The organism is Nocardiopsis sp. iso_40, assembly GCF_056173285.1.
Map to the genome: position 1 here is coordinate 3,131,192 of NZ_CM149666.1, position 26,509 is coordinate 3,157,700.

Sequence of the window (26,509 nt, forward strand, 5' to 3'; positions counted from 1 at the left end):
GGCCTCGTACCGGTGTGCCCGCGAAACCTAGATTGGTGCTGTGATCGGGAGACAGGGAAGACGGGCGCGGAGCACGGGGCGCAAGGCGGAACGGCGGGCGGGGCCCCGGCCGGCCGCCCGCGTGGACGTACCCTTCCTCGCCGACACCCAGGGCAGGTCCTGGCGGGTCCTCCTGGTCGAGGTCCTGCACCTGATGACCTCCCTGGCTCTGGCCCTGTTCTACCTGCTCCCGGCGGTGGTCCTGGTCGCGGCGGCCTCCTGGCTCGGACTCCTGCTGTTCCTGCCCTGGATGCTCCCGGAGAGCCGCGGCGCGGGTCAGCTCGCCGTCGAGGTGCTGTTCCTCGCCGCCCTGCCGCCGGTGGCCACGACCCTGCTGGCCCGCCTGGCCTGCCAGGTGCAGCGCAACCGCCTGGCGAACGTGTTCGGGGTCGTGGAGACCAACCCGCCCGACCCCCTCGCCGAGGACAACGCCTGGCTGCGTGCGCTGCGCTACGTGTTCGGCCGCGAGGCCTGGTCGATGGTGGTCTACAGCACCGTGGCCGGTATCCACGGTCTGCTCGCCGCGGGCCTGATCGTCGTACTCGTGGTGTGCGGCGGGGCCGCCGCCCTCGGAGCGTTCTTCGGTATCATCTACGTCCTGGCCCAGGGCTCCGCCAAGGACCTCCTCGGGCCTCTGGTCCTGGTCGCCCTCGGGCCCCTGGCCGTCCTGGTCGGACTGCGCCTGACCCCGTACATGATCTCCTCCGAGGTCCTCCTGCACCGGATCCTGCTCTTCGACGCCCCCGAGGTGCGGATGCGGCGCCGCCTGCTGCACGTCCAGGACAGCCGCCTGCGCATGGTGGACGCGGCCGAGGCCGAACGCCGCCGCATCGAACGCGACCTGCACGACGGCGCCCAGCAGCGCCTGCTCGCGCTGACCATGACCCTGACCCGGGCGCGCGCCCGGCTGGCCCACGACCCCGACGGCGCCCGGGAACTGATCACCGAGGCCCAGGAGGAGTCCAAAGAGGTCATGACCGAACTGCGCCAGGTAGCGCGCGGCCTGCACCCCCGGGTCCTGACCGACCACGGGCTCGGATCGGCGCTGCCGGTCGCGGCCGGGCGCTCCCCGGTCCCCGCGCGGGTGGAGGTGGACCTGGAGGAGCGCCCCTCCGCGCGGGCCGAGGGAGTGGCCTACTACGTGGTCTGCGAGGCCCTGAACAACATCGCCAAGCACGCCGGCGCCGGGCAGGTCACCGTGGCGGCGGAACGGGTCCCGGGTACCGGGCGCAAGGGCGACCTGCTGCGGATCTCCGTCACCGACGACGGTGTCGGGGGCGCCGACCCCGAAGCGGGCACCGGCCTCTACGGGCTGTGGGACCGGGTGGACGCCGTCGACGGTGTGCTGACCGTCCACAGCCCGAACGGCGGGGGCACCGTCCTGACCGCGAACATCCCATGGGAGGCATGACCGTGAGTGCGGCCGACACACAGCAGGAGCGGCCCGGGCCGCGCGTGATCATCGCCGAGGACTCGGTGCTGTTGCGCAGCGGCATGGTCCGGCTGCTGGAGGACGCGGGGGTGGAGGTCCTCGCGTCGGTGGGGGACGCCGACGCGCTGACCCGTGCGGTGGCCGAGTACCCCGACGTGGACCTGTGCCTGGTCGACATCCGGATGCCGCCCACCTACTCCGAGGAGGGCATCCAGGCGGCCGTGCGGATCCGGCGGGCCCATCCAGAGGTGGCGGTTCTGCTGCTGTCCCAGCACGTGGTCAGCCGCTACGCCGCGGACCTGCTCGGCGGCGGGGCGTCCAAGGTGGGCTACCTGCTCAAGGACCGGGTGGCCGACATCGAGGAGTTCCTGTCGGTACTGCGCCGGGTGGCCGACGGGGGCGCGGCGATCGACCCGGAGGTGGTCTCACAACTGCTGAGCAGGCACCGCGACCGCTCCCTGGAGCGGCTCACCCCGCGCGAGACCGAGGTTCTGGAGGTGATGGCGCAGGGCCTGAACAACGCGGGGATCGCCGGTCGGCTCTCCATCACCGAACGGGCCGTGGAGAAGCACATCAGGTCGATCTTCACCAAACTCGACCTGGGTCAGGACGACCACGACCACCGCAGGGTCCAGGCGGTGCTGCGCTACCTGCGCGGCACGGACCGCGACTGACGCGAACCGACCGAAGAAGGAGGGCCAGGCCTTCCGGGAAAGGGAGAACATGACTTTCAGAGCACGGGGTCTGTACGCCTCGTCGAGCAAGGAACGGGGGCGCTTCCGCTGGGGCCCGTGGATGGTCCTGGGCGGTGCGCTCGTGCTGATCCTCGTGGTGGTGACGGCGGTGTCCGTGCTGGGCAACGTGGTCGTCCACCAGACGGACCGCGACGACTCCTTCGACGGGGTGTCCGCGCTCGAACTGACCAACGAGACCGGCGGGCAGGTGACGCTGCGCGGCGGCGACGGGGACGAGGTCCTCCTGGAGCGCAGCCTGCGCGGCAGCCCCCTGTCGGAACCGGACGAGGACGTCGACACGGGCGGCGGCACACTGGCGGTCGACACCGACTGCGACGGCTTCCCGTTCTTCACCACCTGCGCGGTGGACTACGAGGTCACCGTCCCGGCGGGGACCCGGGTGACGGTGGAGAGCGTCAGCGGCAGGGTCGACGCCCGTGGCCTGGAGGGCGAGCTGAGCGTGGAGGGCGTCAGCGGCGGGGTGCAGGTGGCCGGGCAGAACGGCGACACCCGGGTCGAGACGGTCTCGGGCCGGATCACGCTCGACGGTATGGAAGGCGCGGTCACGGCCCACTCCACCAGCGGCGGTATCACGGCCTCAGGCGAGGGCCCCCTCCTGGACGTTTCCACGACCTCGGGGACGGTCAGCGCCGCGGACTTCACGGCCGAGGAGGTCCGGGCCGAGTCGGTGAGCGGCTCCCTGGAACTCGGCGGCGGGTTCACCACCCTGGAGGCGTCCTCCACCTCCGGCAGTGTGGACATCGCGACCGGCACCCCCTTCGACCTGATGTCGGTGGAGACCGTCAGCGGCAGGGTCGAGGCGTCCGTCCCCGAAGGGGTCTACGAGATCACCGGGGAGTCGGTGTCCGGCTCACGCGAGTTCGACGTGGACACCTCCTCCGGCGCTGACAGCCGCATCGACGTCAGCACCACGAGCGGATCGGTGCGGGTGCTCCACTAGGCAACAGCCGGTTGGTCAGCGGCGTTCGAAGCGCAGCGCCGCCCAGTCCGAGTCGATCGGCACCTGGGCGGTGTTGCGCCACCCGGCGTCGGTGAGGGTGTCCCAGCCCTTGTCCGCGGTCAGGTCGGTGATGATGGTCCCTCCCCGTTGGGGGAAACACACCCACAGCCGCCCCGTGGATCCCGCCAGTTCCAGGGCGCGCGGCCCCTCCCGATCGACGGTGCCCCGGTCCAGGGCGAACATGTGCACGTCGTCGTACTCGGCGCCCTCGATCGGTCCGAGGTCGATGTGGATGTCGGGCGGGGGGTCCAACAGCCTCAGGTAGCGTTCCGGGGCGTTGAGGACGAGCAGCCGGTCCCCGGGCTCGACCCCGAGCCTCCGGGCGAGTGTCTCCGACATTCCTCCTCCGTTTCACCTTCGTGGTCTCTCGGCCACCGTACGGTTCCGCCGCGTCGAATCCGAGGACCTTCCCCGCCTCGACCCGGACATGACCGGGTTTTTAGGATGCCTGTATGACACAACACAACGGTGGGCCGCGCTGGGGCGTGGTGGGAACCGGCGGTATCGCGCACGCCTTCGTCGAAGGGCTCCGGGCCGTCCCCTCGGCCAGGGTAACGGCGGTGAGCTCCCGCACCCGAACCCGCGCGGAGGAGTTCGGGGAGGCGTGGGGGATCCCGAACCGCCACGGCAGCTACGAGGAGCTCGCCGCCGACCCCGAGGTGGACGTGGTGTACGTGGCCACACCGCACCCCTGGCACCATCCGAACACCCTGCTGATGCTCAACGCCGGCAAGCACGTGCTGGTCGAGAAGCCCATGGCGATGAACGCCCTCCAGGTGTCGGAGATGGTGGCGGCGGCCCGGGCCAACGACCGCTTCCTGATGGAGGCGATGTGGACGCGCTGTCTGCCCGCTTCCAGGCTGGCCCGCGAACTGGTCGCCGAGGGCGCCCTCGGTGAACTGCGCGCGGTCTCGGCCGACTTCGGGATCAACGTCCCCTACGACCCCGACCACCGGCTGTTCAACGTCGACCTGGGCGGTGGCGCCCAGTTGGACCTGGGTGTGTACCCGTTGGCCCTGGCCTCCCAGTACCTGGGGGAGCTCACCGTGGTGGGCGCGACCCGGCAACTGTCCCCGGACCGGATGGTGGACACCCACACCGTGGTCCTGGCCCGCGGAGAGAACGGTGCCTCGGCCACCCTGGGCTGCGCCTCGCGCACCGCTCTGCCCAACCGCGCGGTGCTGGCGGGGACGGCGGGTTGGTTGGAGATCCCGCGTTTCTGGGCCGCCACCGATGTGGTTCTGCACCGGGACGGGCACGATCCGGAACGGTTCCACCGCCCCTTCCGGGCCAACGGCTACGAGTACGAGGCCGAGGAGGTGGGCCGCTGTCTGGCCGCGGGGGAGCGGGAGAGCCCGGACATGCCCTGGGCGGAGAGTCTGCGGCTGGCCGGGGTCATGGACCAGGTGCGGGACGTGGGCGGGCTGGTATACAGCCCGAACACCGTCAAAGCCGTCCCCCTGGGATGAGGCCGCTCGCGCCCGCCCCGGTGGGGGCGGCCCGGCCGGTGAGGTTCGTGGGAACCGAGCCCCGGACGGGTCGGCCTCCGCCGGCGGGCGCGCGGTGTGTGCCGCGGAGCGCGCGGGCGTGCAGGACCCGGCCCAGGTTGGCGCGGGCCAGGGGGAGCGCGCCCATGCGCGCGACCACCAGAACGGCGTCCTTGGGGCCGACGTCGCGGGCGAAGCGCGCGTCCAGGGCGGCGTCGCCGCTGCGCGGTGCGACCCCGTAGATCTCACCGTCGAACATGCGGTAGGCGTCGCGGACGAGCAGGCTGTCCGGGTCCAGGCGGGGTCCGTCGCCGAGCCAGTCAGCGGCGTCTGCGGCGATCCGGCGGACCAGGTTCGGGACGGGACGGCCCTGACGGGGGAAGACCCGCGCACGCCCCACCCCCTTGCGCCAGCCGGCGTAGACGGCCGGGTGCCGGGTGCGCAGGACGACGTAGGTGTTGGACAGGGGGTGTGCCATCACCTCGCGGCCCAGGAAGTGGGTCATGAGGGCGGCCGAGAGCCCGGAGCGCCGGTGGGCGGGGACCACGCCGGCGGCGTCCAGGTACAGGGCGCGGCGGGAGGCGAAGCGGCGCCGGTGGTAGCCGCCCCAGCCGACGGGGACGCCGTCTGGCCCCAGGACCAGGGCGAGCGAGGAGACCTGGTCGAAGAAGCCGGCGGACATGCGGGCGCGCCAGTAGCCGGAGTGGTCGGCTCCGAAGGCCCGGGCCGCCAGGTCGCGCAGGGTGGTGTGGAGCAGTTCCCGGCACTCGGGTGCCAGGTCGGCCGGGGTGTCCCAGCGGGCGATGCGGTAGCCGGGCCGTAGCGGGCGAACCGTCGGGGGGACACTGAGTTCGCGCAGTTCCGGGCAGGTGAGTCGGGTCTGGTCGGGCACGCGGAAGCCCCACTTTCATTACTCTACGAAAGTAAACGACTCCTTAACGTAGCGCCTTTGAGGTGTTCCCGGGCCGGGTTGGCTCATTCGGAGGTTCCCGGGGCTACCCGGACAGGGCCCCCTCGGCCCTCGCGGCCCGCCTCCGGTGCAGGCCCAGGGCGGCCCCCGCGTAGGAGAGCGCAACAAGGCCCGCGATGACGTAACGCGAGGTCATCAGGTGTTCTGCCGGGTAGAGGACCCCGGTTATGTGGTGGTCGATGAACCCGGATCCCATCACCTCGCGGCCGGTGTTCAGCCGTGACCAGTTCTCGACCTCGGTGAGCGGGCACGGCCAGCCGACGATGACGATCCCCAGCGCGTAGGCGGCGACGAACAGGTGCGGCCAGAACATCCGCGGCCACCTCCAGGAGAGGAACCCGCCGAGGACCACGTAGGCGAAGAACAGGTAGTGGAGGACCATGGCCGTGTGGCCGATGAGGAGGTGCGGCATGGCACGAACCTAGGCGGGGAGGGACCCGCGCCCATCGGTTCCCGTACCCACCGCCGGTGGGTACCCGTACTCATGCGGCTGGCTCGTGCCCGTGCCGGACCCGTCTCGGCCGTCGTTCGTTGGAGTCAAGCGCGCAGGAGCACCCGCGGCCATCCTCGGGACGAGGAACCCGATCAGTGGAGGCAAGATGTGCGCTCAGCCCGTGCCTGACTGGCTCATCCCACCGACGGAGGGTTTCAGAGCGGAGGACCTGGACCATCTGCCGGACCTGCCTCCGCACACCGAACTGATCGACGGGAGCCTCGTCCTCGCGAGCCCTCAGAAGGGATTCCACTCCGCTGTCCTGGATCTGCTCACGATCAGGATGCGCCCCGCACCGGACCAGTACCGGGTTCGACGAGAGATGACGGTGACGCTCGGGCCGAGACAGCGGCCGGAGCCCGACATGATCGTGGTGGAGGCGGCCGCTGTCGACAACCAGCAGTCCAGCTTTTCTCCGGAGTCCGTCAAGCTCGTGGTCGAAGTGGTCTCACCGGAGTCGACCGAGCGGGACCGCAAACGCAAACCGGTGTTGTACGCCCAAGCGGGGATCCCGCACTTCTGGCGAATCGAGGACAACGGCGAAGGCCCGGTGGTCTACCACCGGAGGTCAGCGAGAGCACCCCGGCTTCAGGCCAGGGGTGAATCGCGTTGCTCTTTGAGGGGGTGTCTGCGGCGCCATTCCTCCAGCGGATCGCCCTGCCACATGAGGGTGCGACCGAAGCGGTCCGGCTCGGGGAAGTCGTCGTAGTCCCGGGCGTAGTAGTAAACCGTCCGCTCAGATACTCCGAGCAGTTCAGCGGCTTCCTTGGTCGTCAAGTACTCCATACCCAACAGCGTAGGGTAATATCTGCCCAAGAGAGTTGGGTAAGGGGGTGGGTGTGGAGATCCAGCGCGGTATCAAGCACCGCCTGTACCCGACCCCTGAACAGGTCCAGGTGCTGGATAGGCAGGCCCACGCCGCCCGCGCCCTGTGGAACCTGTTGCATGAGTGGTGGACCATGGCCTCGGAGAACCGGCGGGTGTCCTTGAAGGACGCCGACGCGGTGATCAAACAGGCCCGCAAGGACATCGACTTCCTTGCCGTCCTCCCCGCCCAGGCCGCCCAGCAGGTGTTGAAGCAGTACCACCGGTCCTGGGTGAACTGCTGGGAGGGTCGTGCCGAAACCCCCCGGTTCAAGTCCCGCATCCGAGCGAAGATGACTGTGGACACCCCTCAGGGGCGGGACCTGAACATCACCGCTCTGTCCCGCCGCTGGTCCACCATCAAGATCCCCAAAGTCGGAACGGTCCGATTCCGCGCCCACCGGACCATCCCCGGGACCGTGACCGGCGCCCGTCTGGTGCGGGAGGCCAACGGGTGGCACATCGTGCTGCGCACCCACTGGGAACAGCCCGACCCCGTACCCCACCCCGGCCCCACGATCGGTATCGACCGAGGCATCGCCGTGGCCCTCGCCCTGTCGGACGGCACCCACCACACCCACACCCCGTGGGAGCGGCCCAAGGAAACCGAACGGCTCCGCCGCCTGGAGCGTAAGACCGCACGCCAGCGCCGGGACCGAAAGCCGGGTGAGAAGACCAGCAACCGGCTCACGGCCACCTATGACAAGATCGCCTCCCTGCGAGCCCGCTTTGCGCGGCGCCGCTCCCACTGGCAACACCAGACCACCCGCACCATCGCCGACACCTACAGCCTCATCGGGTTAGAAGACCTCAACATCGCCGGGATGACCCGCTCCGCGCGCGGTACCATCGACAACCCCGGACGCAACGTCGCCCAAAAGGCCGGATTGAACCGGTCCATTCAGGGCGAGGCATGGCACCAGCTCCACGCCCAACTGGTCTACAAGACCACCGAACGCGGCGGCCGTGTGGTTGTCGTCCCCGCCCCGCACACCTCCCGAAGGTGCCACCGGTGCGGGTTCTCGGATGCGAAGAACCGCAAGAGCCAAGCGTCCTTCGTCTGCCAGAACCCCACCTGCGGATGGGGCGGGAACGCCGACACCAACGCCGCCCACAACATCCACCACGCCGCCCGGCAGGCGGCAGTTCGAGAACCCGCGCAAGGAAGAGGCGTGGCAGGACGTGGAGGCCGACAACGGCCCGCGAAGCGTCAACCGAAGCGAAAGGGCAACCCGCATGGGAAACCCTGAGCTGGAAGCCCCCGCGTTCACGCGGGGGAGACTTCACGTGTACGAACTGGACATCGCGGGCCCCTGTTATGTGGCCACCGGTATCCACCACGACCGTCTCAAGGTCGAACTGCCCTATCCCATGGACATCGACCTGACCGAGTACCGCAGGATCTGAGCCGGGCAGTGCTCGGGCGCCCGTGCCGTGGCAGGGGCCGGTTCCACCCTCAACTCGGGGTCCGGCCCGTGCGGGTGAGGCGCTCGCCCAGGCGGGCCATCTCCGTGCGCAGTTCCGCGGGCTCCTCGACCTCCATCTCCACGTCCAGCATGGCCAGGTAGCAGGCCATGCCCACCAGTTCCTGACCCGCGCACAACAGCACACAGGAGTGCTCGTCCACGGCCTCGATGGGTCCGTAGCGGGCGGCCGGGCCCTCCAGCGCCTCCTCGGCGGGCACCCCCAGGCGGACGCGCGCCTTGATCGGCCACATGTGCAGGTTCATCCGCTCGGCCAGGTAGGCCGCCACCCCCTGTTCGGGCGGGTCGCGCGGCGGCACGCGCGGGCCGGTGGGGGTGAGCGGGCGCATCCGGTCCACCCGGAAGGTCCGCCAGTCCTCGCGGCCGGTGTCCCAGGCCACCAGGTACCAGCGGCGCCCGTGGGACACCAGCCGGTGCGGCTCCACGATCCGGCGGCTGGCCGCACCCCCGTGGCTCTCGTAGTCGAACCGGAGCCGTTCGCTGTCGCGGCAGGTCGCCGCGATCAGGGCCAGGGTGTCGGCGTCCACCGTGGGCCCCTCGGAGGGCATCGGCACGGTGAAGGCCCCCAGCGCGTCCACCCGGCGGCGCAACCGGGAGGGCAGCACCTGCAGGAGCTTGGCCAGAGCCCGCACAGAGGTCTCCTCGATCCCGGAGACCCCGCCCTGGGCGGCCGTGCGCAGCCCCACCGCCACCGCGACCGCCTCGTCGTCGTCCAGCAGCAACGGGGGCAGCGCGGCGCCCGCCCCCAGCTGGTAGCCGCCGCCGGTGCCCATGGTCGCCTGAATGGGGTAGCCCAGGTCCCGGAGCCGGTCCACGTCGCGCCGTACGGTGCGCGGACTCACCGCCAGGCGGTCGGCGAGGTCCGATCCGGGCCAGTCCTTGCGGGTCTGGAGGAGGGACAGGAGCTGGAGCAGTCGGGCCGATGTCGACTTCATGCCCTGAGTCTGCCAGGAGTCCAGGTCAGTCGCTGTCCTTCAGTCACCCGCGGAGCGGACACCGTCCCCTCAGGGGCTCGGGGCGTACCGCGACATGGGCGAGGGCGGCACCGGCCTGGAACGCGGCGGCCACCCCCAGGCACAGGTCCGGGGACCGGTCGGCGAGGGGACCGGCCAGGGCGGCCCCGGCCGCGAAGGCGCTGACCTTCAGGCTCGCCGCGGTGGTGAAGACCTGGGTGCGCACGCGCTCGGGCGCCTCCCGGTGGCGGACCGCGAAGAGGCCGGTCAACTGGGGTCCTTCGGCGGCGCCCACCGCGGTGGCGGCCAGGACCAGCCACGGGGCGGAGGGCGCCGCGAGCACGCACCCCACCCCCACCGCCTGTACCAGGACACACACCAGCACCACGGTGTCCGGGCGCACCGGCAGGGGACGGCGGGCCAGGAACAGGTTGGTCAGTACGGAGGCCACGGCCATCACCGACAACAGGACCGCCCCGTGTCCGGCCCCGCCCAGCAGGCGCTGGCCCAGGATCGGCGCGCTCACCACGAGCATGCCGGTCCCGGTGACGGACACCGTGGAGACCAGGGTGACCCGCAGCAGCGCCCGGTTGCCCAGCACGGCACGGGTCCCGGCGACGAGCTCGCCCAGCACGGGCGAGGGTTCGGGGCGGGCGGGGCGGGCGGGCAGCGCCCAGGCCACCGGAACCGCGAGGGCGATCAGGACCACCGCGGTCACCACCGCCGCCGTGGCACCGGACCAGACCGCGACCGCTCCGGCCAGTGCCGGCCCGAGCAGGCCGGCCGCGCTGAAGGTCATCGCGTCCCAGGCGTTCGCCCCGGCCATGCGCTCCGGTGACAGGAGCCGGGGCAGCTGCGCGGTCCAGCCGCCGGACAACGCGGGCCCCAGCAGGCCGATGCCCAGGGCCAGCACCACCACCGGGGCGAGCGGGATCCGCTCCAACAGCAGTGCCACGGAGGCCAGCCCGGCCGCGTAGACAGCCAGAGCGCCTGCCAGGACACGGCCGGGGCGCAGTGCGCGGTCCAGCAGGACACCCACCGCGGGCCCGCCGACCGCGGCGGTCGCGGTGATCCCCGCGAGCAGGGCCGAACCCGTGGCGGCGGTGCCGGTCGCCGCCACCCCCAGGAGCAGCAGGGCGGGGCCCGACGTCTCGTCGCCGGTGCGGGCCGTGGCCGCACCGAACAGGTACCGGGGCAGTGCGTGGCGTCGGATCATCCACAGGACGCTACAAAGTAACGCCAGAAGGCACCATGGGCGTTACATTGGAGTCATGGAGACACCCGGCGTGATCGCGGTGGGGGCGGTCCAGTCCGTGGTTGACCGCACCGTCGACCTGCTCGACACCCTGGCATCCGAGGAGGCCACCCCCGCCGAGGTGGCCGTGGTCCTGCGCGAGCACGGCGAGACCGGCCCCGACCCCACCCCGGAGGACGTGGCGGCCCTGTGCGAGGCCGCCACCGAACTCCGCTCCGTGCTGGCCGCCCCCACCCTGGACCTGGCCGCCGAACGGGTCAACGCCCTGCTGGCCCGCGCCGCGCACCCGCCCCGGCTGAGCAACCACGGCGGCGCCTTCAGCTGGCACGTGCACGTGGACAGCGACGACGAGGACGCGCCCCTGGCCGAGTGGTTCCTGTCCTCCGCCGCTCTGGTGCTGGCCCTGCTGATCAGTGACCGCCAACGCCTCCCGGGCGGGGTGTGCGCGGCGGGCGGCTGCGAGCGGGTGTTCGTCGACACCGCGCACGGCAGCCGCCGCCGCTACTGCTCCCGCCGCTGCGCCACCCGGCAGCGGGTCGCCGCCCACCGCTCACGCACGTGACCGGGTTCGGGTCCGACGGCGCTCCCGGCCCATCGCCGGTCGGGCAGAGCGAGGCTCAGGCCTCCCGCCGGACCCCTCCGGGCGGCCTCAGGAGGTGACGGCCACCGCCTCCACCTCGACCAGCTGGTCGTCATAGCCCAGCACGGACACACCCAGCAGAGTGCCGGGCGCGTCGTGTTCTCCCATGTGGGAGCGCACCACCCTCCAGACCTCGACCAGGTCCTCCTGCCTGTCGGAGACCACGTACATCCTCATCTGCACGATGTCGGTGAGTTCGGCACCGGCCCCGCGCAGGGCGGTGGCCAGGTTGCGCATCACCTGGTGGGCCTGGCCCGCGTGGTCGCCCACGGCCACCGTGGCGCCGTGCTCGTCCAGCGGACAGGCCCCCGCCGTCCACACCACGCGTGCCGGGGACTGCGCCGAGGCCGCGTAGGCGTACTCCACCACCGAGGTCAGTTCCTCGTTGCGGATCAGCTTGACCGCACCGCTCATGGATTCCCTTCCCGCCGTTGGAGGTTTCGGGGGGACAACGGCCGCGCACGGCCCCCGGTTCCGCCCCGAGGCGCAAATCCGTCAGGTGCGGCGCGTCCCGTCCGGGATCAGGACGCTCAGGCAGGTCACGCAGGCCTCCAACCTCTCGAACTCGGAGATGTCCACGGGCAGCACCCGCCAGTGGTCCGCGGTCAGCCCGCGGATGGTCTCGTGGGCGGCTGCGCTGACCAGGACGTCCCGGCCGCCCAGAGGCAGCACGTGCGCACCCGCTTCCTCGGGGGCGCACCGGATCGGCGGCAGGGAGGGGGCGTCGACCAGTTCGGGCAGGCCGACGAGTGAGCCGTCGGGCAGAGCGGTCACCGCGGACTTCAGGTGGAGTGCCCGGCCCAGGGCGACCCGGTGAACCTTGCGGCCCAGCGGCGCCAGGAGCTGTTCGAGCTGCTCGACGCCTTCTTCGTTGGTCCTGGCGCCCACACCCGTGTAGACGGTCTCCCCGACCTGGAGGACGTCGCCGCCGTCCAGGGTTCCGGGCGCCTCGATCCGGGCCACCCGCAGCCCCAGGGCGCGGACGGCCTCCTCCACCCCCTCGACCTCACCGCGCCGGGTCTCGGCCCCGGGCCGGGTCAGGACCGCGAGGTCCTCGCACACCACCAGCGGGTCCTCGACGAACACCGAGTCCGGGTGCTCCGGTGCGGGGTCCACCTCGCGCACCCGCCAGCCCGCCGAGGCGACCGTCTCCTGGTAGATGGTGTACTGGCGCGCCGCCAGCACCGGGTCCACCGGGGTCCGGGGGATGTGCGTGACGATGCCCTCCGCCAGCCGGGGGCTGGGACGACGCATCAGGGCGACCCCGTGGTAGGTGTAACCGTCCATACGACCTCCTGGGATTGGTCAGGGAAAAAGGGGGCCGGGCTCCGTCGGGAAGCCGCAGCGTATCGCGCCTCCATACCCCGTTTCCCGGACCGGCACGCGGGCCCGCCGGCTTGTTCGGGGGAGCCGGTCGGGGCAGGGTGGGACCCATGGACGTCATCGTTGTCGGCGGCGGGATCGTGGGAGCCAGCGCGGCCTTCCACCTGGCCAGGAAGGGCGTGTCCACGGCGCTGGTGGACTCCTCGCACCCGGGGCAGGCCACGGCGGCCGGAGCGGGGGTGGTCTTCCCCTGGCCGTTCCCCTGGGACCCGCCCCCGGTGCGGGACTTCAAGGTTCGTGCGGCCGAGCACTACCCGCGGCTGATGGCGGAGCTGGCCGAGGACGGGCAGGTCACCGGCTATGAGGTGGTCGGCGGGATGTCGGTGGACCGCGAGGGCGAGGACGCGGGGTACGAGCTGCTCAGCACCCTGGCGGAGCTGCCCGAGTACGCGTCGATGGGGCGCGTGGAACGGTTGGCGGAGGGCGAGCCGCGCGAGCGCTTCCCGCTGGTTCCCGAACCCTACGGCGGGGTGTACGTGGGGGGCATGGCCCGGCTGAACGCCGTGAGGGCGCGCACGGCGCTGTTCAACGCCGCCGAGGAACGTGGGCTGCGCTACTTCAAGGGCGACGCCCGGCTGTTGTGGAACGGGCGCCGGGTCACCGGGGTCCGGGTGGGTGCCGAGGACCTGGAGGCGCCGGTGGTGGTCGTGGCGGCCGGCGCGTGGTCGGCCGGCCTCCTCGCGGTGGCCGGTGTCGAGCTGGGGGTGCGCCCGGTCCGCGGCCAGATCACCCACTTCTCGCTACCCGGGAGGGACACGCGTGCCTGGCCGGTGGTGCGTTTCGGCGAGCGGGACTACTTCGCTCTGGCGTTCGGCCCCGACCGGGTGGTGACCGGAGGCACCCTGGAGCCCGAGGCGGGCTTCGACCGGAGGGTGACGGCCACGGGCCTGCTGCACAACCTGTCCACCGCCCTGGAGGTCCTCCCCGGGCTGGCCGACGCGACCGTGGTCGAGACCAGGGTCGGCTTCCGGCCCGGTACCCATGACGGACACCAGCTGCTCGGCCCGGTCGAACGCCTCCCCGGGGTGCTGGTGGCCACCGGCCTGGGCTCGGAAGGGCTGACCTTCGGTCCCTTCCAGGGGTTGGTCGCCGCCCGTCTGGCGATGGGGGAGGACCCCGGCGTGGACCTGTCCGCCTTCGTTCCCGACCGCAGCCAGACACCGCTGTGACTCCGCTCCGACCGGACCGGGTATCGGGGGGCACGGGCCCGGTCGTCGCGGTCTTCGGTCCCCGGTCGACGGCGGGGCGGGCGGTTGAGTAGGGATACTCAGGCGCTGACCGGAGGACTCGGCCACCATGGACCCATGAACGCACCGATCCCTCAGCCCCGGTCCACCCCCCAGTTCTACCTCCAGTCGATGCTGGCCTTCGCGGTCTCCGCCGCCGGTTCCGGCGTCGGGATCGTCTTCCTCCCCGTCGACCTGTGGATGCGTGCCTTCCTCGGCATGAGTCTGCTGTTCGTCATCACCTCCACCTTCACGCTCGCCAAGTGCGTCCGTGACCGGCAGGAGGACACGGCCATGGCCGAGCAGGCGCAGTACTACCAGCAGCTGCCGATATGGCAGGGGGAGCAGCAGGTCCAGCCCAGGTCCTGAGACCGGGCACCGCGCAGGGGGAGCGCGGTGCCCGCCGGAGCGGCGCCGGCGGGGGCGGCGCCGCTCCGGCGGGCACGTCAGCGGTCAGGCGTTGGGCGGAAGGGCGGTCCCGGCGCCCCGCTGGCGTGTCCTGAGCAGGTCGTGGCGTTCACCGGGGAGCGTGGGCTCGCCCGCGCCCTGCACCACGAAACCGGCGTCGGCGATCATCTCCAGGTCGTCCCTGCCCTCCTGGCCCTCACTGGTGAGGTAGTCGCCGAGGAAGATCGAGTTGGCGATGTGCAGCGCCAGGGGCTGGAGGGAGCGCAGGTGGATCTCGCGTCCGCCCGCCAGGCGTACCTCCACGTCGGGGAAGACGAACCGGGCGGCGGCCAGGAGGCGCAGGCAGCGCTGCGGGGTCAGGTCCCAGGTGCCCTCAAGCGGTGTGCCCTCGAAGGGCATGAGGAAGTTGACCGGGACCGAGTCCGGACTGAGCTCGCGCAGGGCGTACAGGGCGTCGACGAGGTCGTCGTCGCTCTCCTTCATGCCCGCGATCAGCCCCGAGCAGGGGGAGAGCCCCGCGTGCTTGGCCTGTTCGACGGTCTCCACCCGGTCGGCGAACTCGTGCGTGGTGCAGATGTCGGCGTAGCGCTCTTCGGAGGTGTTGAGGTTGTGGTTGTAGGCGTCGACCCCGGCCTCGCGCAGTTTCTCGGCCTGGCCGTCGGAGAGCAGTCCGAGGCAGGCGCACACCTCGACCCCGGGGTACTCGTCCTTGATCCCCTCCACCGCCGGGGCGAGACGGGCCACGTCGCGGTCGGTGGGGCCTCGTCCGCTGGCGACCAGGCACACGCGGCTGGCCCCGGCCCTGACCCCGTGGGAGACGGCCTCACGGGTCTGGTCGGGTTTGAGCCAGGTGTACTTGACGATCTCGGCCTGCGAACCCAGGCGCTGGGAGCAGTAGAAGCAGTCCTCCGGGCACAGGCCGCTCTTCATGTTCACGAGGTAGTTGAGTTTGACGCGGCGCTCGAAGTAGCGTCGGCGGACCCGTGACGCGGCGGCGACCAGGTCCATCAGGTCGTCGTCGGTGCTGGTCAGCACCTCCAGGAGTTCGTCGCGGGTGGGCGTCTCACGGCGAAGGGCCTTCTCGGCCAGGGTGTGGAATGTCGTCACGGGGTCGATCCTGGAGGCTGGGAGCGCGCCCACACAGTTGCCGAACCCGCCAAGAATCCGGCCGAAGTCTTGTGTGCTGCGCAAGTGTGCCTGGTCAGGCACCTTCTTGGGAGGTGTGGCCGTATCCGGCCACGGCTCTTCGGGGGGACGTTGCCGGTGGCCGGGGCGGGGCGGGCTGCAGTCCGCCCCGGTCGGCCGGGACGGGCATCGGCGTGTGTTCGGCCTTCTCAGCGTTGCGTTCACACATTCGCGGGCGCGTGCTGCATCGTGGTGCCAGCCCGGGCAGTCGGGCACGCCCAGGGGAGGGAGTCCGGAGTGAGTGGAGTCGGAAGCAGCCAGGTGGGGGAGTCCGGCGGGGACGTCAGCCTGGTCCACGTGACGATGATCGCGGCGGCGGCCGCGATGGGCGGATTCCTGTTCGGTTACGACAGCGCGGTGATCAACGGTGCGGTCGACGCCATCCAGCAGAGGTTCGAGGTGGGCCCCGGGGTGCTCGGGTTCACCATCGCTGCGGCCCTGCTCGGTTGTGTGGTGGGTGCTGCGACGGCGGGCAACCTCGCCGACAGGCTGGGCCGGATCCGGGTCATGCAGATCGCTGGTGTGCTCTTCGCCGTCAGCGCCATCGGCTCGGCCCTGCCGTTCTCGGTGGTGGACCTGACCCTGTGGCGGATCGTCGGCGGTGCGGCCATCGGTATGGCCTCGGTGATCGCGCCGACCTACATCGCCGAGGTCTCACCCGCCGCCTACCGCGGGCGGCTGGCCTCCCTGCAGCAGCTCGCCATCGTTTTGGGCATCGCGTGTTCGCAACTGGTCAACTACGCGATCGCCCAGGCGGCCGACGGCAGCGCGCAGAACGCGCTGGGACCCGTACAGGCCTGGCAGTGGATGCTGGGCATCGAGGTGCTGCCCGCCCTGGTCTACCTGAGCCTGAGCCTGGTCATCCCCGAATCCCCCCGGTACCTGGTCCGGGTGGGGCGGGTGGACCAGGCCCGCGAGATCCTGAGCGGCGTCGAGGGCGGCGGGACCGCGCGGATCGAGCAGCGTGTCGGTGAGATCCGGGAGGCCCTGGGGGCGGAGGTCCGTCCCCGGCTGCGCGACCTCACCGGGCGCTACGGGCTGTTGCCGATCGTGTGGATCGGTATGGCCGTCTCGGCCTTCCAACAGCTGGTGGGCATCAACGTCATCTTCTACTACTCCAGCTCCCTGTGGCAGTCGGTGGGCGTCGCCGAGTCCGACTCGCTCCTGCTGAGCCTGTTCACCTCGGTGGTGAACATCGTGGGTACCGTGATCGCGATCCTGCTGGTGGACCGGGTCGGCCGCAAACCCCTGCTGCTGGTGGGTTCGGCCGGGATGACCGTGGCACTGGCGGCGACCGCCTACGCGTTCAGCAACGCCGTGGTCCGGGGCGAGGAGGTCGTCCTCCCGTTCGACTGGGGCGTGGTGGCGCTGGTCTCGGCCAGTTCCTTCGTGCTGTTCTTCGCCCTGTCCTGGGGCGTGGTCGTGTGGGTGCTGCTGGGTGAGATGTTCCCGCTGCGTATCCGTGCCGCCGCCATGGGTGTGGCCACCGCGACCCAGTGGCTGACCAACTGGCTCATCACCGTGAGTTTCCCGAGCCTGCGTGACTCGAGCCTGCCGGGCACGTACGTGATGTACGCCGGGTTCGCGATGCTGTCGTTCCTGTTCGTGTGGAAGTTCGTCAAGGAGACCAAGGGCAAGACCCTGGAGGAGATGCAGGGCTAGGAGCTCGGCGGCCCTTTCCCGCCGTCCGGGAGCCAGCAACCCAGGCTTCCGGGGGCAGGAAGGGCGAACGGGCCGGTGCGGTTCCCGTGCACGGGAACCGCACCGGCCCGTTCGTGGCGGGGCTCGGAAGCCGTCCGCTCAGACCTGACCGGGCGCCCGGCCCTCGAACAGGTCGCGCACCTCCTCGGCCGTGCTCTCCCGCAACTCGTCATCGAGCAGCAACCACCGGGTGATCCCGACCGACTCCAGGAACCGCAGGTCGTGACTGGCGACCAGAAGCGCTCCCCGGTAGGCCTCCAGAGCGTTGGTCAGCTGCCGCACGCTGGACAGGTCCAGGTTGTTGGTCGGCTCGTCCAGCATCAGCAACTGCGGGGCCGGGGAGGCCAGCATCGTCGCCGCCAGGGCGGCCCGGAAGCGCTCACCACCGGACAGCGTCCCGGCGCTCTGCGCGGCCCGCGCCCCCTTGAACAGGAATCGGGCCAACTGGGCGCGGATGTGCTGGGCGCTCACGCCCGGCGCCATCCGGGACACGTTCTCGAAGACGCTCAGTTCCTCGTCCAGCACGTCCAGCCGCTGCGGCAGGAACCGGGCCGGAACGGACACCCTGACCCGGCCCTCCACCGGTTCGTCCGCTCCGGTGAGGGTGCGCAACAGCGTGGTCTTGCCGGAGCCGTTGCGGCCGACCAGGGCGATCCGCTCGGGGCCGCGCACCATGAGGTCTCCCCCGACCAGTCTGCCGAACCGGAGACGCAGCCCGCTCAGTTCCAGCACGTCACGGCCGTTGGGCACCTCGGTGTGCGCAAGCTCCACCCGGATCTCGGCGTCCCTGCGGACCGCGTCGGCCGCCTCCTCCCGCCGCTCGCGGGCCTCCTCAAGCCGGTCCTCGTGCACACCGCGGAGCTTGCCCGCGGACTGCTGGGCGGCCTTCTTCAGCTCGTTGGCGACGATCTTCGGGACACCGCCCTGGGCGTCCAGCCTCCTGCTCCTGCTCTGCCGCTTGGCCAGTTTGACCTGGGTCTCCTCCAGTTCGCGCCTCTGTCGGCGCACGTCCGCGTCGGCGGAGCGCAGCATACGTTCGGCCGCCTCCTGCTGGACGGCCAACGCCTCCTGGTAGTCGGACCAGCCGCCCCCGTAGACCGTCACGGAGCCGGTGCGCAGTTCGGCGATGCGGTCCACCCGTTCCAGGAGTTCGAGGTCGTGGCTGACCACGATCAGGGAACCGGAGCGCCAGGTCTCCACGGTTTCGTGGAGTCTGCGGCGCGCGTACAGGTCGAGGTTGTTGGTCGGCTCGTCCAGCAGGAGCACGTCGGGGCGCTCCAGCAGTACCGCGGCCAGGCGCAGCAGGACGGTTTCGCCACCGGAGAGCTGGCCCACGGTGCGGTCCAGTCCGATGCCGTCCAGGCCGAGTGAGCCCAGGGTCGCCAGGGTGCGCTCCTCGATGTCCCAGTCGTCGCCGACCGTCTCGAAGTGCCGTTCCGAGGCGTCGCCCGCCTCGATGGCGTGCAGCGCGGCGCGCTTGTCGGCGATGCCCAGGGCCCGGTTGACCCGCAGGTCGGTGTCGAGGGTGACGTTCTGCGGCAGGTAGGCCAGGCTGCCGCCGACGGTCACCGAGCCCCGGGCGGGGCGCAGCCGCCCGGCCAGCAGCCGGAGCAGGGTGGACTTGCCTGCGCCGTTGGTGCCGACCAGCCCGGTGCGGCCCCTGCCCAGGGTGAGGGAGAGCCCGTCGAAGACGGCGGTGCCGTCCTTCCAGCGGAAGGACAGGTCGGAGCAGGCCGCGGCGGCACTCGCGGTGGTGCTTGTTTTTGGCATGGGTGTTCTCGCAGTCAGAAGCGGTGTGGAAAGGGCTTCGTGTGCGAGCACCACGCGGCCGAGGGCCGAGAGGACGGGCGAGAGGGTCCTGGACTGGTTAGGGACGGCTCATACACCGAGGTTCCATACACGCGACGGGCAGGCCGGTTACCGGCGCCGTACCGCGTGATGATCGCGAACCTCAGATGCGCAACGTCCACCTCTATCGGAGACGACAGGACGTGAGTACCCTACCCACCCGGTCCGTGCTGTCAACCGTTTTCCGGGGGATCCGGTGAGCGAGGCGCGGGTAGGCCGCGGGGGAGGAGGTCAGTACTCCTCGAGGTCGATCTTGCGCTGGAGGTACTCCTCCCGGCTGATCTCACCTCGGGCGTAGCGCATCCGCAGCTCCTGTGCGGCGGCGTCCGGCTCCGGGGAGGCGGGCCGCCGGGGAGCCTCGGGGAGCGGTTTCCCGTGGCGCTGCCTGAGGGTTCGGCTGACCTCGGTGACGGTGAGCACGAAGAAGAAGGCCAGCGCCAACATGACCAGGATCATGACCGCGGCGACGAAGATGTTCAAGGAACCGCTCCCTTGGCTGTGCGAGGGCCGGTGTACCTCACCTCCTCCCTGTCTACTCCCTTCCGGGGGCGTCCCGCCAGAGCGGGGACCGGCACGGTGAGGCCCCGGACGGGACCGGGCAGGGGGACGACCGGGGACCCGAGGCCGGACAAACCGCCGTAACCTGGGATATCGCGATCCGAAAGCCGTTGCAGAAAGGGCGGGATGCGCGTTCTCCTCGTGGACAACCACGACTCCTACACCTACAACCTGTTCCAGCTCCTCGCCCGCGTACTCGGCGAGGAGCCCCGGGTGCTGACCAACGACGGCCCGGGCTGGGCGGACCTGGACCCCGCCTCCGTGGACGCCGTGGTCGTCTCCCCGGGACCGGGCCGCCCGCAGACCGCCCGCGACCTGGGACGGGTCCCCGACCTGCTGGCGCACACCCGCCTGCCGGTCCTGGGGGTGTGCCTGGGCCACCAGGCCATCGCCCACCTGGCCGGGGCCGAGGTGTCCCCGGCACCCGAACCCCGCCACGGTCACCTCACCCGGGTGCGACACGACGGCGCGGGACTCTTCGCGGAGGTACCGCAGGACTTCACCGCCGTGCGCTACCACTCCCTGGCCGTTCCCGAGCCCCTCCCCGGCTCCCTGGCGGCCACCGCCTGGGCCGAGGACGGTGTGGTCATGGGCCTGGAGCACCGCGAGCTCCCGCGCTGGGGCGTGCAGTTCCACCCCGAGTCGACCGCCAGCGACCACGGCTCCGACCTGGTCGCCAACTTCCTGGCCCTGGCCCGCCCGCATGCCCGTGTACGCACCTGCCCGGACCCGGCCCCCCGCGGGGCCTCCGCCCGGCGCCCGGACGCCGCGACGGCCCCCGAACCCGTGGTGGTGCAGATCGCGCGGGCCGTGGACACCGAACGCGCCTTCGCCCGGCTGCACGCGGGCGCCGAGTACGCGTTCTGGTTGGACAGCTCCCGCCCCGAGGGGCCCGCCCGGTTCTCGTTCCTGGGCGAGGCCTCGGGGCCCACCGCCGAGGTGCTCACCTATGACGCGGGCGACGCGGGGGTGCGGGTACGCACCGCCGCCGGTACCCGGGTCGAGCCCGGGAACGTGTTCGAGGCGCTGGAGCGCCGCACCGGCCACACGCCCCGTGGTGCCGGCCTGCCCTTCGGTTTCACCGGCGGTTACGTGGGCTACCTGGGTTACGAGCTCAAGGCCGAGACCGGAGGCGAACGCGCCCACGACGCATCCACCCCGGACGCGGTGTGGATGCGCTGCGACCGCTTCGTCGCCGTCGACCACCACGAGGACCGCACCTACGTGGTCTGCGCCGACGGGGCGGCCGACGCCCGCGCCTGGGCCGAGGAAACCCGTGCCGCCCTGCTGGACCTGCCCCCGCTCCCCGGACCCGTCCCCTCCGCCGCCCCCGTCGACCTGCCCGGCCTGCTGGAGCGGCCGCGCGAGGGGTACGTCGACGACGTCAAGGCGTGCCTGGGCCACCTCACCGAGGGGGAGAGCTACGAGATCTGCCTGACCAACCGGGTCCGGCTGCCCGACCCGGGCGGGGACGACCTGGACTTCTACCGTCGGCTCCGGGCCGCCAACCCCGCCCCCTACGCCGCCTTCCTGCGGCTGGGCGAAGTGACCGTGCTCAGCGCCTCCCCGGAGCGCTTCCTGCGCGTGGACGCCGACCGGATCGCCGAGAGCCGACCCATCAAGGGCACCGCGCCCCGGCACGGGGACCCGGCCACCGACGCCCGCATCGCCGAGGAGCTGCGCACCGGAGCCAAGACCCGCGCGGAGAACCTGATGATCGTGGACCTGCTCCGCAACGACCTGGGCCGGGTGTGCGAGGTGGGTTCGGTGGAGGTTCCCGCGTTCATGTACACCGAGTCCTACGCCACCGTGCACCAGTTGGTCTCCACGGTCCGGGGGCGGTTGCGTGCGGGGGTGTCGGCGGTGGAGGCGGCACGGGCGAGTTTCCCGGGCGGTTCGATGACCGGCGCCCCCAAGTTGCGGACCATGGAGATCATCGACCGCCTGGAGTCCTCGGCCCGCGGGGTCTACTCGGGTGCGCTGGGCTACGTCTCGCACTCGGGTGAGGCGGATCTGAGTATCGTCATCCGTACCGCCGTGCGCGCGAACGGCGAGGTCACCGTGGGTGCGGGTGGCGCGATCGTGCTGGACTCCGACCCGGAGGAGGAGTACGGGGAGATGCTGCTCAAGGCAGAGGTCCCCCTTCGCGGCCGCTGAGGCGTCCACCCCCTCGGTGCCCCGAGGGGGCACTCCCGGGGCTGGCTTCCAACTCGTCGGCAACAACACCCGGCGGCGAACTAGAACGTGTTGCAGTCCGGTGTTAGGTTCCGGCCATGCGAGTAGACGAGTACCTCGAACACGACGCCGTCGGCCTGGCCGCACTGGTCCGGGCCGGGGAGGTCACCCCGGCCGAAGTCCTGGAGGCCGCCATCGAGCGCGCCGCGCAGGTCGACCCCGCGCTCAACGCGATCATCCTCCCGATGTACGAGGAGGGCCGACGCCTCGCCTCGGCCTTCCCCGAGGGCCCGCTCGGCGGAGTCCCCTTCCTCCTCAAGGACCTCTTCCAGGACTACGCCGGATATCCCACCTCCGCCGGCAACCGAGCCCTGCGCCACCGGCCCGCGGTCCGGAACTCCGAGGTGGTGAACCGCTGGCTCTCGGCCGGTCTGGTGCCCTTCGGCAAGACCAACACCCCCGAGTTCGGCGCCAAGGGGGTCACCGAGTCCGACGAGTTCGGACCGGCCCGCAACCCATGGAACCCGGCGCACACCCCCGGCGGCTCCTCCGGTGGTTCGGCGGCCGCCGTGGCGGCGGGCATCGCACCGGCCGCGGGGGCCAACGACGGCGGCGGTTCCATCCGTATCCCCGCCGCCTGTTGCGGGCTGTTCGGGCTCAAGCCCGGGCGCGGCCGGGTGCCGTTCGGGCCCAACGGTGGCGAGCCCATGCACGGTGCCTCGGTCAACGGGGCCCTCACCCGCACCGTGCGTGACAGCGCCGCTCTGCTCCAGGCGATGGCGGGCTCCGAGGCCACCTCGCCCTACCCGATCGCCCCGCCCGACCGCCCCTACACCGAGGAGGTCGGCCGCGACCCGGGGCGGCTGCGGATCGGTTTCACCGACCGCTCACCGCTGGGCACCCGGGTGCACCCCGAGGCGGTCCGGGCGGTCCGTGGGGCGGCCGCACTGCTCGAGGGGCTGGGCCACGAGGTGGTCGAAGCCGAACCCGACATCGACGGCCGGGCACTCACCGAGGACTTCCTGACGCTCTGGTACGGCTCGATGGCCGCCCTGGTGGACGGGGTCAAGGCCGACACCGGCTGCTCGGACGGGCACTTCGAACCCGACACCCTCATGCTCGCAGCCATGGGCCGGACCCGCACCGCCGCCGACTACGTGCGCGGCAACAACCGCTGGAACGAGCACGTCCTCGCGCTCGCCGACTTCCACTCCCGCCACGACCTCCTCCTCACCCCCACCATCGCGGGACCGCCGGTGACCGTGGGACGTCTGGCCCCGCCGCCGTGGCTGCGCACCGTCGAACGCCTGCTGGTGCGCACCCGCACCGAACGCGTCGTCACCGCGACCGACCTGGTGACCACCGAGGTCATGAACAACCTGACCGCGACCCCGTTCACGCTGACGGCCAACCTGACCGGCACCCCGGCCATGTCGGTGCCGCTGCACTGGACGGCCTCCGGCCTGCCGTTGGGCGTGCAGTTCGTCGCGGCTCCGGCGGGCGAGGGGCTCCTGCTGCGCCTGGCCGCCCAACTGGAGGAGGCCAGCCCCTGGGCGCACCGACGCCCGACGGGGGTGCCGTTCCCCGCCCCGGCGTGAACCGGCCCTGACAGCCCCCGCCGCGGCGGGGGCTGTTCCGGCGCAGCCGCTCCGGGCACAGGAGCCCGGCAGCCGCCGCTGCGCCGGCGCCCCTGCTCGTGCCCCTACACGGTCAGGACGATCTTGCCGGTGGTGCGGTCGGTCTCACCCAGGGCGTGCGCCTTGGCCGCCTCGGCCAGCGGGAGGACGGTCTCCACGTGGGCCCGCAGTTCTCCCCTGTCAACCAACCCGGCGATCGCGTTCATACCCTGGTGGTCGGCCTCCACCAGCAGTGTCTCGACCCGGACCCCCAGGCTCCGCGCCCGCTCCTGCTCCTGCGGGTCCTGGCCGGGCAGGAGCGAGACCAGGGTCCCGCCCGGGCGCAGTACCTCCAGGGAGCGGGTCCGGGTTTCTCCCGACACCGGGTCCAGGACCACGTCGATGTCCCCGGTGGCCTCGGTGAAGTCGGTCGTGCGGTAGTCGATGACCTCGTCCGCGCCCAGCTCGCGCAGGAGGGCGTGCTTGGGCTCGCTCGCGGTGCCGATGACGTACGCGCCCAGGGACTTGGCGATCTGCACCGCCACGTGTCCGACCCCTCCGGCGGCGGCGTGTACCAGCACGCGCTGTCCGGCCCGGAGCCGGGCGGTGTCGACCAGTGCCTGGTAGGCGGTGAGGGAGACCAGCGGCAGCGCTCCGGCCTGGACGTGGTCGACCGAGGCGGGTTTGCGGGTGAAGGCGCGCGCGGGGCCCAGGGCGTACTCGGCGTGCGAGCCCACCCCGTGCGGGTAGGGCAGCATCCCGAAGACCTCGTCACCGGGCTTGAACAGGGTGACGCCGTAACCCACGGACTCCACGACCCCGGAGACGTCCCAGCCCAGGACGAGGGGGAGACGGTTCAGGAAGAGGCCGCTCGCACGGTGTTTCCAGTCGGTGGGGTTGACCCCGGCGGCGCGGACGGAGACCAGGATCTGGCTGGGTCCCGGGGCGGGGCGGGGGAGCCGGACCTCGTGCAGGACCTCCGGTCCGCCGTGGGTGTCCTGGCTGATGGCGCGCATGGTGGCGTTGCTGTCGTTGCTCATGGTTCCCAGGTTGACGGATCGGGCGCCGTCGACACCATGGCATGATTGCCATCTTTGGATAGGATCTTGCCATGAGTACTCCGCACCGTGTCGTGGTCCTGGCCCTGCCGGGCGTCTACCCCTTCGAGCTGGGCATCCCGAACCGGGTCCTCGGGTCCGCCGAGGGCCGGTACGAGGTTCTGACCTGCGGGATCGAGGGATCCTCGGTGCGCACCAACACCGACTTCGCGATCACCGTCGAACACGGACCCGAAGTCCTGTCCACCGCCGACACCGTGGTGATCCCGCCCTTCGACCACCGCCTGCTCTCCGAAGGACTGCCCTCCGCCGCCGGCGCGGCCCTGGACGCGGTACGACCGGGGACCCGAGTGGTCTCCATCTGCACCGGAGCGTTCCTCCTGGCCGCCGCGGGGTGGCTCGACGGGCGTCCGGCCACCACCCACTGGAAGCTCGTACCGCTCTTCCGGCAGTGGTTCCCGCGGGTCGACCTGGACCCCGACGTCCTGTTCGTCGACGACGGCGACCTGCTGACCTCCGCGGGGGCCGCCTCGGGGGTGGACGTGTGCCTGCACCTGGTGCGCGCCGACCACGGGAGCGAGGTCGCCAACCGGGTGGCGCGGACCTGCGTGGTGCCCCCCTGGCGGGACGGCGGCCAGGCCCAGTACATCGAACAGCCGGTGCCCGAGGAGGGCCGGGACGGGACAGCCGCCACCCGTGGCTGGGCGCTGGGGCACCTCGGTGAACCGCTCGCCCTCACCGACATGGCCGCGCACGCCAACATGAGCCTGCGCACCTTCATCCGGCGCTTCAACGAGGAGGTCGGGGTGAGTCCGGGCCGGTGGCTGACCCAGCAGCGGATACTGCGGGCCCGGCACCTGCTGGAGTCCACCGACCTGCCGGTGGAGGACATCGCCGGGCAGGTGGGCTTCGCCACCGGTACCTCGTTGCGACAACACCTGCGGGCCGCCATCGGGGTGTCCCCGCTCACCTACCGGCGCACGTTCCGAGGCGCCATGGCCGACGTTTCCTGAGGTCAGAGGCGCTCATCAGGAACTCATTGAGATACTGATGACAGACATAGGGTGCCTCATTGGAAAATAATTGCTCGGACAACTAGCGTCGGTCACGTCGCGGCCCTGACTCTGTCGTGTGCGGTACGTCAGGGCCGGCGACAGGCAACACATCATCCAGGCCCACCGCCCGAGCACCTTCGGAGTGACACAGCATGTCCAAGATCCTCTTTGTGATGACCGGCGCCGACCACTGGACACTGGCCGACGGAACCCCGCACCCGACCGGTTTCTGGGCCGAGGAGGCCGTGGCACCCTACGAGGCCTTCAAGGACGCCGGACACGAAATCGTGGTCGCCACCCCCGGCGGGGTCGTTCCCCCCGTCGACCAGGGCAGTCTGGCCGCGGGAGCCAACGGCGGCCAGGAGAACGCCGACCGGGTCGCCGCCGCCCTGGACTCCTTCACCGAACTCCGCTCGCCCGTCAAGCTGGAGGAGGTCGACCTCGACGAGTACGCCGCGGTCTACTACCCCGGCGGGCACGGCCCCATGGAGGACCTGGCCGTGAACACCACCTCCGGCCGACTGCTCACCGACGCCCTGGACTCGGGCAGGCCGCTCGGCGTGGTCTGCCACGGCCCGGCCGCCCTGCTGGCAGCCGAGCGCCCCGACGGCACCAACGCGTTCGCCGGTTACCGGGTCAGCGGCTTCACCAACGACGAGGAGACCCAGGCGGGGCTGGCCGACAAGGCCCGGTGGCTGCTCCAGGACCGCCTGGTCGAGGCCGGGGTGGACTTCCAGGAAGGGGAGCCCTGGGCGCCCAAGGTCGTGGTGGACCGGAACCTGGTCACCGGCCAGAACCCGGCCTCCTCCGCCCCGCTGGCCCAGGAGCTGCTCAAGCAGCTGGGCTGAGCGGAGCCGGAGCGGGCGGGGCCCGTCCCGGGACCTGCGCTGGCCAGCGGAAAACCGGTTGCCCCGGCCGCTGGCC

The 26,509-nt window shown here is 71.6% G+C and carries 25 protein-coding genes and 1 pseudogene; 14 read left to right on the forward strand and 12 right to left on the reverse strand.

Going from position 1 to position 26,509, the window contains the following annotated elements; genetic code table 11:
• The first annotated feature begins 193 nt into the window (after positions 1-193).
• The 3 genes from AC0VYD_RS13750 to AC0VYD_RS13760 are packed head-to-tail and all read left to right on the forward strand — an operon-like array spanning position 194 to position 3,166.
• A complete protein-coding gene (locus AC0VYD_RS13750) occupies positions 194-1,450 on the forward strand; it encodes a sensor histidine kinase (protein ID WP_475480263.1) in 1,257 nt (418 codons plus the stop codon).
• On the forward strand, positions 1,447-2,145 hold the full coding sequence (locus AC0VYD_RS13755) for a response regulator (protein ID WP_475475926.1): 699 nt from the start codon (positions 1,447-1,449) through the stop codon (positions 2,143-2,145). Before AC0VYD_RS13750 ends, AC0VYD_RS13755 begins: the two co-directional genes overlap by 4 nt.
• 49 nt (positions 2,146-2,194) lie before the next feature.
• Positions 2,195-3,166: a DUF4097 family beta strand repeat-containing protein gene (locus AC0VYD_RS13760; protein ID WP_475475927.1), complete on the forward strand. Its 972-nt coding sequence runs from the start codon at positions 2,195-2,197 to the stop codon at positions 3,164-3,166.
• 15 nt (positions 3,167-3,181) lie between these two features.
• Here the strand turns inward: AC0VYD_RS13760 and AC0VYD_RS13765 are convergent, their stop codons facing one another.
• Entirely contained in the window at positions 3,182-3,565 is a 384-nt protein-coding gene (locus tag AC0VYD_RS13765) for a hypothetical protein (protein ID WP_473039607.1), read from the reverse strand.
• Between the two features lie 113 nt (positions 3,566-3,678).
• On the opposite strand from AC0VYD_RS13765, the gene AC0VYD_RS13770 reads away from it, so the two are divergent.
• Positions 3,679-4,695, forward strand: coding sequence for a Gfo/Idh/MocA family protein (locus tag AC0VYD_RS13770; protein WP_475475928.1), 1,017 nt, complete (start codon positions 3,679-3,681; stop codon positions 4,693-4,695).
• Here AC0VYD_RS13770 and AC0VYD_RS13775 read toward each other — a convergent pair.
• Both AC0VYD_RS13775 and AC0VYD_RS13780 read right to left on the reverse strand, forming a co-directional pair.
• The gene (locus AC0VYD_RS13775) at positions 4,673-5,605 is read right to left on the reverse strand and encodes a GNAT family N-acetyltransferase (RefSeq protein WP_475475929.1); all 933 of its coding nucleotides are present in this window, start codon (positions 5,603-5,605) and stop codon (positions 4,673-4,675) included. The genes AC0VYD_RS13770 and AC0VYD_RS13775 overlap by 23 nt on opposite strands.
• 103 nt (positions 5,606-5,708) lie before the next feature.
• On the reverse strand, positions 5,709-6,095 hold the full coding sequence (locus AC0VYD_RS13780; protein WP_475475930.1) for a DUF2784 domain-containing protein: 387 nt from the start codon (positions 6,093-6,095) through the stop codon (positions 5,709-5,711).
• Between the two features lie 187 nt (positions 6,096-6,282).
• Between AC0VYD_RS13780 and AC0VYD_RS13785 the strand changes: the two are divergent.
• A pseudogene (locus AC0VYD_RS13785) lies at positions 6,283-6,735 on the forward strand (Uma2 family endonuclease); the annotation flags it as partial.
• A gap of 29 nt (positions 6,736-6,764) precedes the next feature.
• Here the strand turns inward: AC0VYD_RS13785 and AC0VYD_RS13790 are convergent.
• Entirely contained in the window at positions 6,765-6,962 is a 198-nt protein-coding gene (locus tag AC0VYD_RS13790; protein WP_475475931.1) for a helix-turn-helix transcriptional regulator, read from the reverse strand.
• A 53-nt stretch (positions 6,963-7,015) separates the two neighbouring features.
• Here AC0VYD_RS13790 and AC0VYD_RS13795 point away from each other — a divergent pair, with 53 nt between their 5' ends.
• Positions 7,016-8,290 (forward strand): RNA-guided endonuclease InsQ/TnpB family protein, encoded by a 1,275-nt coding sequence (locus AC0VYD_RS13795; protein WP_475475932.1) that lies wholly within the window; start codon positions 7,016-7,018, stop codon positions 8,288-8,290.
• Positions 8,291-8,496: 206 nt separating this feature from the next.
• On the opposite strand, the gene AC0VYD_RS13800 is transcribed toward AC0VYD_RS13795, so the two are convergent.
• Both AC0VYD_RS13800 and AC0VYD_RS13805 read right to left on the reverse strand, forming a co-directional pair.
• Positions 8,497-9,459 (reverse strand): helix-turn-helix transcriptional regulator, encoded by a 963-nt coding sequence (locus AC0VYD_RS13800; RefSeq protein ID WP_475475933.1) that lies wholly within the window; start codon positions 9,457-9,459, stop codon positions 8,497-8,499.
• Between the two features lie 43 nt (positions 9,460-9,502).
• Positions 9,503-10,693, reverse strand: coding sequence for an MFS transporter (locus tag AC0VYD_RS13805; protein WP_475475934.1), 1,191 nt, complete (start codon positions 10,691-10,693; stop codon positions 9,503-9,505).
• A gap of 55 nt (positions 10,694-10,748) precedes the next feature.
• On the opposite strand from AC0VYD_RS13805, the gene AC0VYD_RS13810 reads away from it, so the two are divergent.
• Positions 10,749-11,294, forward strand: coding sequence for a CGNR zinc finger domain-containing protein (locus AC0VYD_RS13810; RefSeq protein ID WP_475475935.1), 546 nt, complete (start codon positions 10,749-10,751; stop codon positions 11,292-11,294).
• A gap of 87 nt (positions 11,295-11,381) precedes the next feature.
• On the opposite strand, the gene AC0VYD_RS13815 is transcribed toward AC0VYD_RS13810, so the two are convergent.
• Both AC0VYD_RS13815 and ddaH read right to left on the reverse strand, forming a co-directional pair.
• Positions 11,382-11,786, reverse strand: coding sequence for a RidA family protein (locus AC0VYD_RS13815; protein ID WP_475475936.1), 405 nt, complete (start codon positions 11,784-11,786; stop codon positions 11,382-11,384).
• Positions 11,787-11,867: 81 nt separating this feature from the next.
• Positions 11,868-12,659 (reverse strand): dimethylargininase, encoded by a 792-nt coding sequence (gene ddaH, locus AC0VYD_RS13820; RefSeq protein ID WP_475475937.1) that lies wholly within the window; start codon positions 12,657-12,659, stop codon positions 11,868-11,870.
• A 146-nt stretch (positions 12,660-12,805) separates the two neighbouring features.
• On the opposite strand from ddaH, the gene AC0VYD_RS13825 reads away from it, so the two are divergent.
• On the forward strand, positions 12,806-13,924 hold the full coding sequence (locus tag AC0VYD_RS13825) for an NAD(P)/FAD-dependent oxidoreductase (protein WP_475475938.1): 1,119 nt from the start codon (positions 12,806-12,808) through the stop codon (positions 13,922-13,924).
• 135 nt (positions 13,925-14,059) lie between these two features.
• Positions 14,060-14,350, forward strand: a complete 291-nt coding sequence (locus AC0VYD_RS13830; protein WP_475475939.1) for a YiaA/YiaB family inner membrane protein — start codon at positions 14,060-14,062, stop codon at positions 14,348-14,350.
• Between the two features lie 84 nt (positions 14,351-14,434).
• On the opposite strand, the gene bioB is transcribed toward AC0VYD_RS13830, so the two are convergent.
• On the reverse strand, positions 14,435-15,496 hold the full coding sequence (gene bioB / locus AC0VYD_RS13835) for a biotin synthase BioB (RefSeq protein WP_475475940.1): 1,062 nt from the start codon (positions 15,494-15,496) through the stop codon (positions 14,435-14,437).
• Between the two features lie 315 nt (positions 15,497-15,811).
• Between bioB and AC0VYD_RS13840 the strand changes: the two genes are divergently transcribed.
• On the forward strand, positions 15,812-17,236 hold the full coding sequence (locus AC0VYD_RS13840) for a sugar porter family MFS transporter (RefSeq protein ID WP_475475941.1): 1,425 nt from the start codon (positions 15,812-15,814) through the stop codon (positions 17,234-17,236).
• A gap of 138 nt (positions 17,237-17,374) precedes the next feature.
• Here the strand turns inward: AC0VYD_RS13840 and AC0VYD_RS13845 are convergent, their stop codons facing one another.
• The gene (locus tag AC0VYD_RS13845) at positions 17,375-19,045 is read right to left on the reverse strand and encodes an ABC-F family ATP-binding cassette domain-containing protein (protein WP_475475942.1); all 1,671 of its coding nucleotides are present in this window, start codon (positions 19,043-19,045) and stop codon (positions 17,375-17,377) included.
• Positions 19,046-19,354: 309 nt separating this feature from the next.
• Positions 19,355-19,603 (reverse strand): SHOCT domain-containing protein, encoded by a 249-nt coding sequence (locus AC0VYD_RS13850; protein ID WP_475475943.1) that lies wholly within the window; start codon positions 19,601-19,603, stop codon positions 19,355-19,357.
• 204 nt (positions 19,604-19,807) lie between these two features.
• Between AC0VYD_RS13850 and pabB the strand changes: the two genes are divergently transcribed.
• Together pabB and AC0VYD_RS13860 are read left to right on the forward strand one after the other, a co-directional pair.
• Entirely contained in the window at positions 19,808-21,838 is a 2,031-nt protein-coding gene (gene pabB / locus AC0VYD_RS13855) for an aminodeoxychorismate synthase component I (RefSeq protein WP_475475944.1), read from the forward strand.
• 116 nt (positions 21,839-21,954) lie between these two features.
• Entirely contained in the window at positions 21,955-23,454 is a 1,500-nt protein-coding gene (locus AC0VYD_RS13860; protein ID WP_475475945.1) for an amidase, read from the forward strand.
• Between the two features lie 104 nt (positions 23,455-23,558).
• Here the strand turns inward: AC0VYD_RS13860 and AC0VYD_RS13865 are convergent, their stop codons facing one another.
• Positions 23,559-24,512, reverse strand: coding sequence for an NADP-dependent oxidoreductase (locus tag AC0VYD_RS13865; protein WP_475475946.1), 954 nt, complete (start codon positions 24,510-24,512; stop codon positions 23,559-23,561).
• A 71-nt stretch (positions 24,513-24,583) separates the two neighbouring features.
• Between AC0VYD_RS13865 and AC0VYD_RS13870 the strand changes: the two genes are divergently transcribed.
• Both AC0VYD_RS13870 and AC0VYD_RS13875 read left to right on the forward strand, forming a co-directional pair.
• On the forward strand, positions 24,584-25,543 hold the full coding sequence (locus AC0VYD_RS13870) for a GlxA family transcriptional regulator (RefSeq protein ID WP_475475947.1): 960 nt from the start codon (positions 24,584-24,586) through the stop codon (positions 25,541-25,543).
• A gap of 194 nt (positions 25,544-25,737) precedes the next feature.
• Entirely contained in the window at positions 25,738-26,433 is a 696-nt protein-coding gene (locus tag AC0VYD_RS13875) for a type 1 glutamine amidotransferase domain-containing protein (protein ID WP_475475948.1), read from the forward strand.
• Positions 26,434-26,509: the final 76 nt, after the last annotated feature.

Excerpts from the sequence above, each read along its gene's own strand:
- AC0VYD_RS13860 (WP_475475945.1), top strand. The coding sequence starts at position 21,955 with ATGCGAGTAGACGAGTACCTCGAACACGACGCCGTCGGCCTGGCCGCA.
- AC0VYD_RS13810 (WP_475475935.1), top strand. The coding sequence starts at position 10,749 with ATGGAGACACCCGGCGTGATCGCGGTGGGGGCGGTCCAGTCCGTGGTT.
- AC0VYD_RS13805 (WP_475475934.1), bottom strand. The coding sequence starts at position 10,693 with ATGATCCGACGCCACGCACTGCCCCGGTACCTGTTCGGTGCGGCCACG.
- AC0VYD_RS13830 (WP_475475939.1), top strand. The coding sequence starts at position 14,060 with ATGAACGCACCGATCCCTCAGCCCCGGTCCACCCCCCAGTTCTACCTC.
- pabB (WP_475475944.1), top strand. The coding sequence starts at position 19,808 with ATGCGCGTTCTCCTCGTGGACAACCACGACTCCTACACCTACAACCTG.
- AC0VYD_RS13770 (WP_475475928.1), top strand. The coding sequence starts at position 3,679 with ATGACACAACACAACGGTGGGCCGCGCTGGGGCGTGGTGGGAACCGGC.
- AC0VYD_RS13755 (WP_475475926.1), top strand. The coding sequence starts at position 1,447 with ATGACCGTGAGTGCGGCCGACACACAGCAGGAGCGGCCCGGGCCGCGC.
- AC0VYD_RS13815 (WP_475475936.1), bottom strand. The coding sequence starts at position 11,786 with ATGAGCGGTGCGGTCAAGCTGATCCGCAACGAGGAACTGACCTCGGTG.
- AC0VYD_RS13825 (WP_475475938.1), top strand. The coding sequence starts at position 12,806 with ATGGACGTCATCGTTGTCGGCGGCGGGATCGTGGGAGCCAGCGCGGCC.
- AC0VYD_RS13800 (WP_475475933.1), bottom strand. The coding sequence starts at position 9,459 with ATGAAGTCGACATCGGCCCGACTGCTCCAGCTCCTGTCCCTCCTCCAG.
- AC0VYD_RS13870 (WP_475475947.1), top strand. The coding sequence starts at position 24,584 with ATGAGTACTCCGCACCGTGTCGTGGTCCTGGCCCTGCCGGGCGTCTAC.
- AC0VYD_RS13765 (WP_473039607.1), bottom strand. The coding sequence starts at position 3,565 with ATGTCGGAGACACTCGCCCGGAGGCTCGGGGTCGAGCCCGGGGACCGG.
- AC0VYD_RS13845 (WP_475475942.1), bottom strand. The coding sequence starts at position 19,045 with ATGCCAAAAACAAGCACCACCGCGAGTGCCGCCGCGGCCTGCTCCGAC.
- AC0VYD_RS13750 (WP_475480263.1), top strand. The coding sequence starts at position 194 with ATGACCTCCCTGGCTCTGGCCCTGTTCTACCTGCTCCCGGCGGTGGTC.
- AC0VYD_RS13865 (WP_475475946.1), bottom strand. The coding sequence starts at position 24,512 with ATGAGCAACGACAGCAACGCCACCATGCGCGCCATCAGCCAGGACACC.
- AC0VYD_RS13760 (WP_475475927.1), top strand. The coding sequence starts at position 2,195 with ATGACTTTCAGAGCACGGGGTCTGTACGCCTCGTCGAGCAAGGAACGG.
- AC0VYD_RS13875 (WP_475475948.1), top strand. The coding sequence starts at position 25,738 with ATGTCCAAGATCCTCTTTGTGATGACCGGCGCCGACCACTGGACACTG.
- AC0VYD_RS13780 (WP_475475930.1), bottom strand. The coding sequence starts at position 6,095 with ATGCCGCACCTCCTCATCGGCCACACGGCCATGGTCCTCCACTACCTG.
- ddaH (WP_475475937.1), bottom strand. The coding sequence starts at position 12,659 with ATGGACGGTTACACCTACCACGGGGTCGCCCTGATGCGTCGTCCCAGC.
- AC0VYD_RS13790 (WP_475475931.1), bottom strand. The coding sequence starts at position 6,962 with ATGGAGTACTTGACGACCAAGGAAGCCGCTGAACTGCTCGGAGTATCT.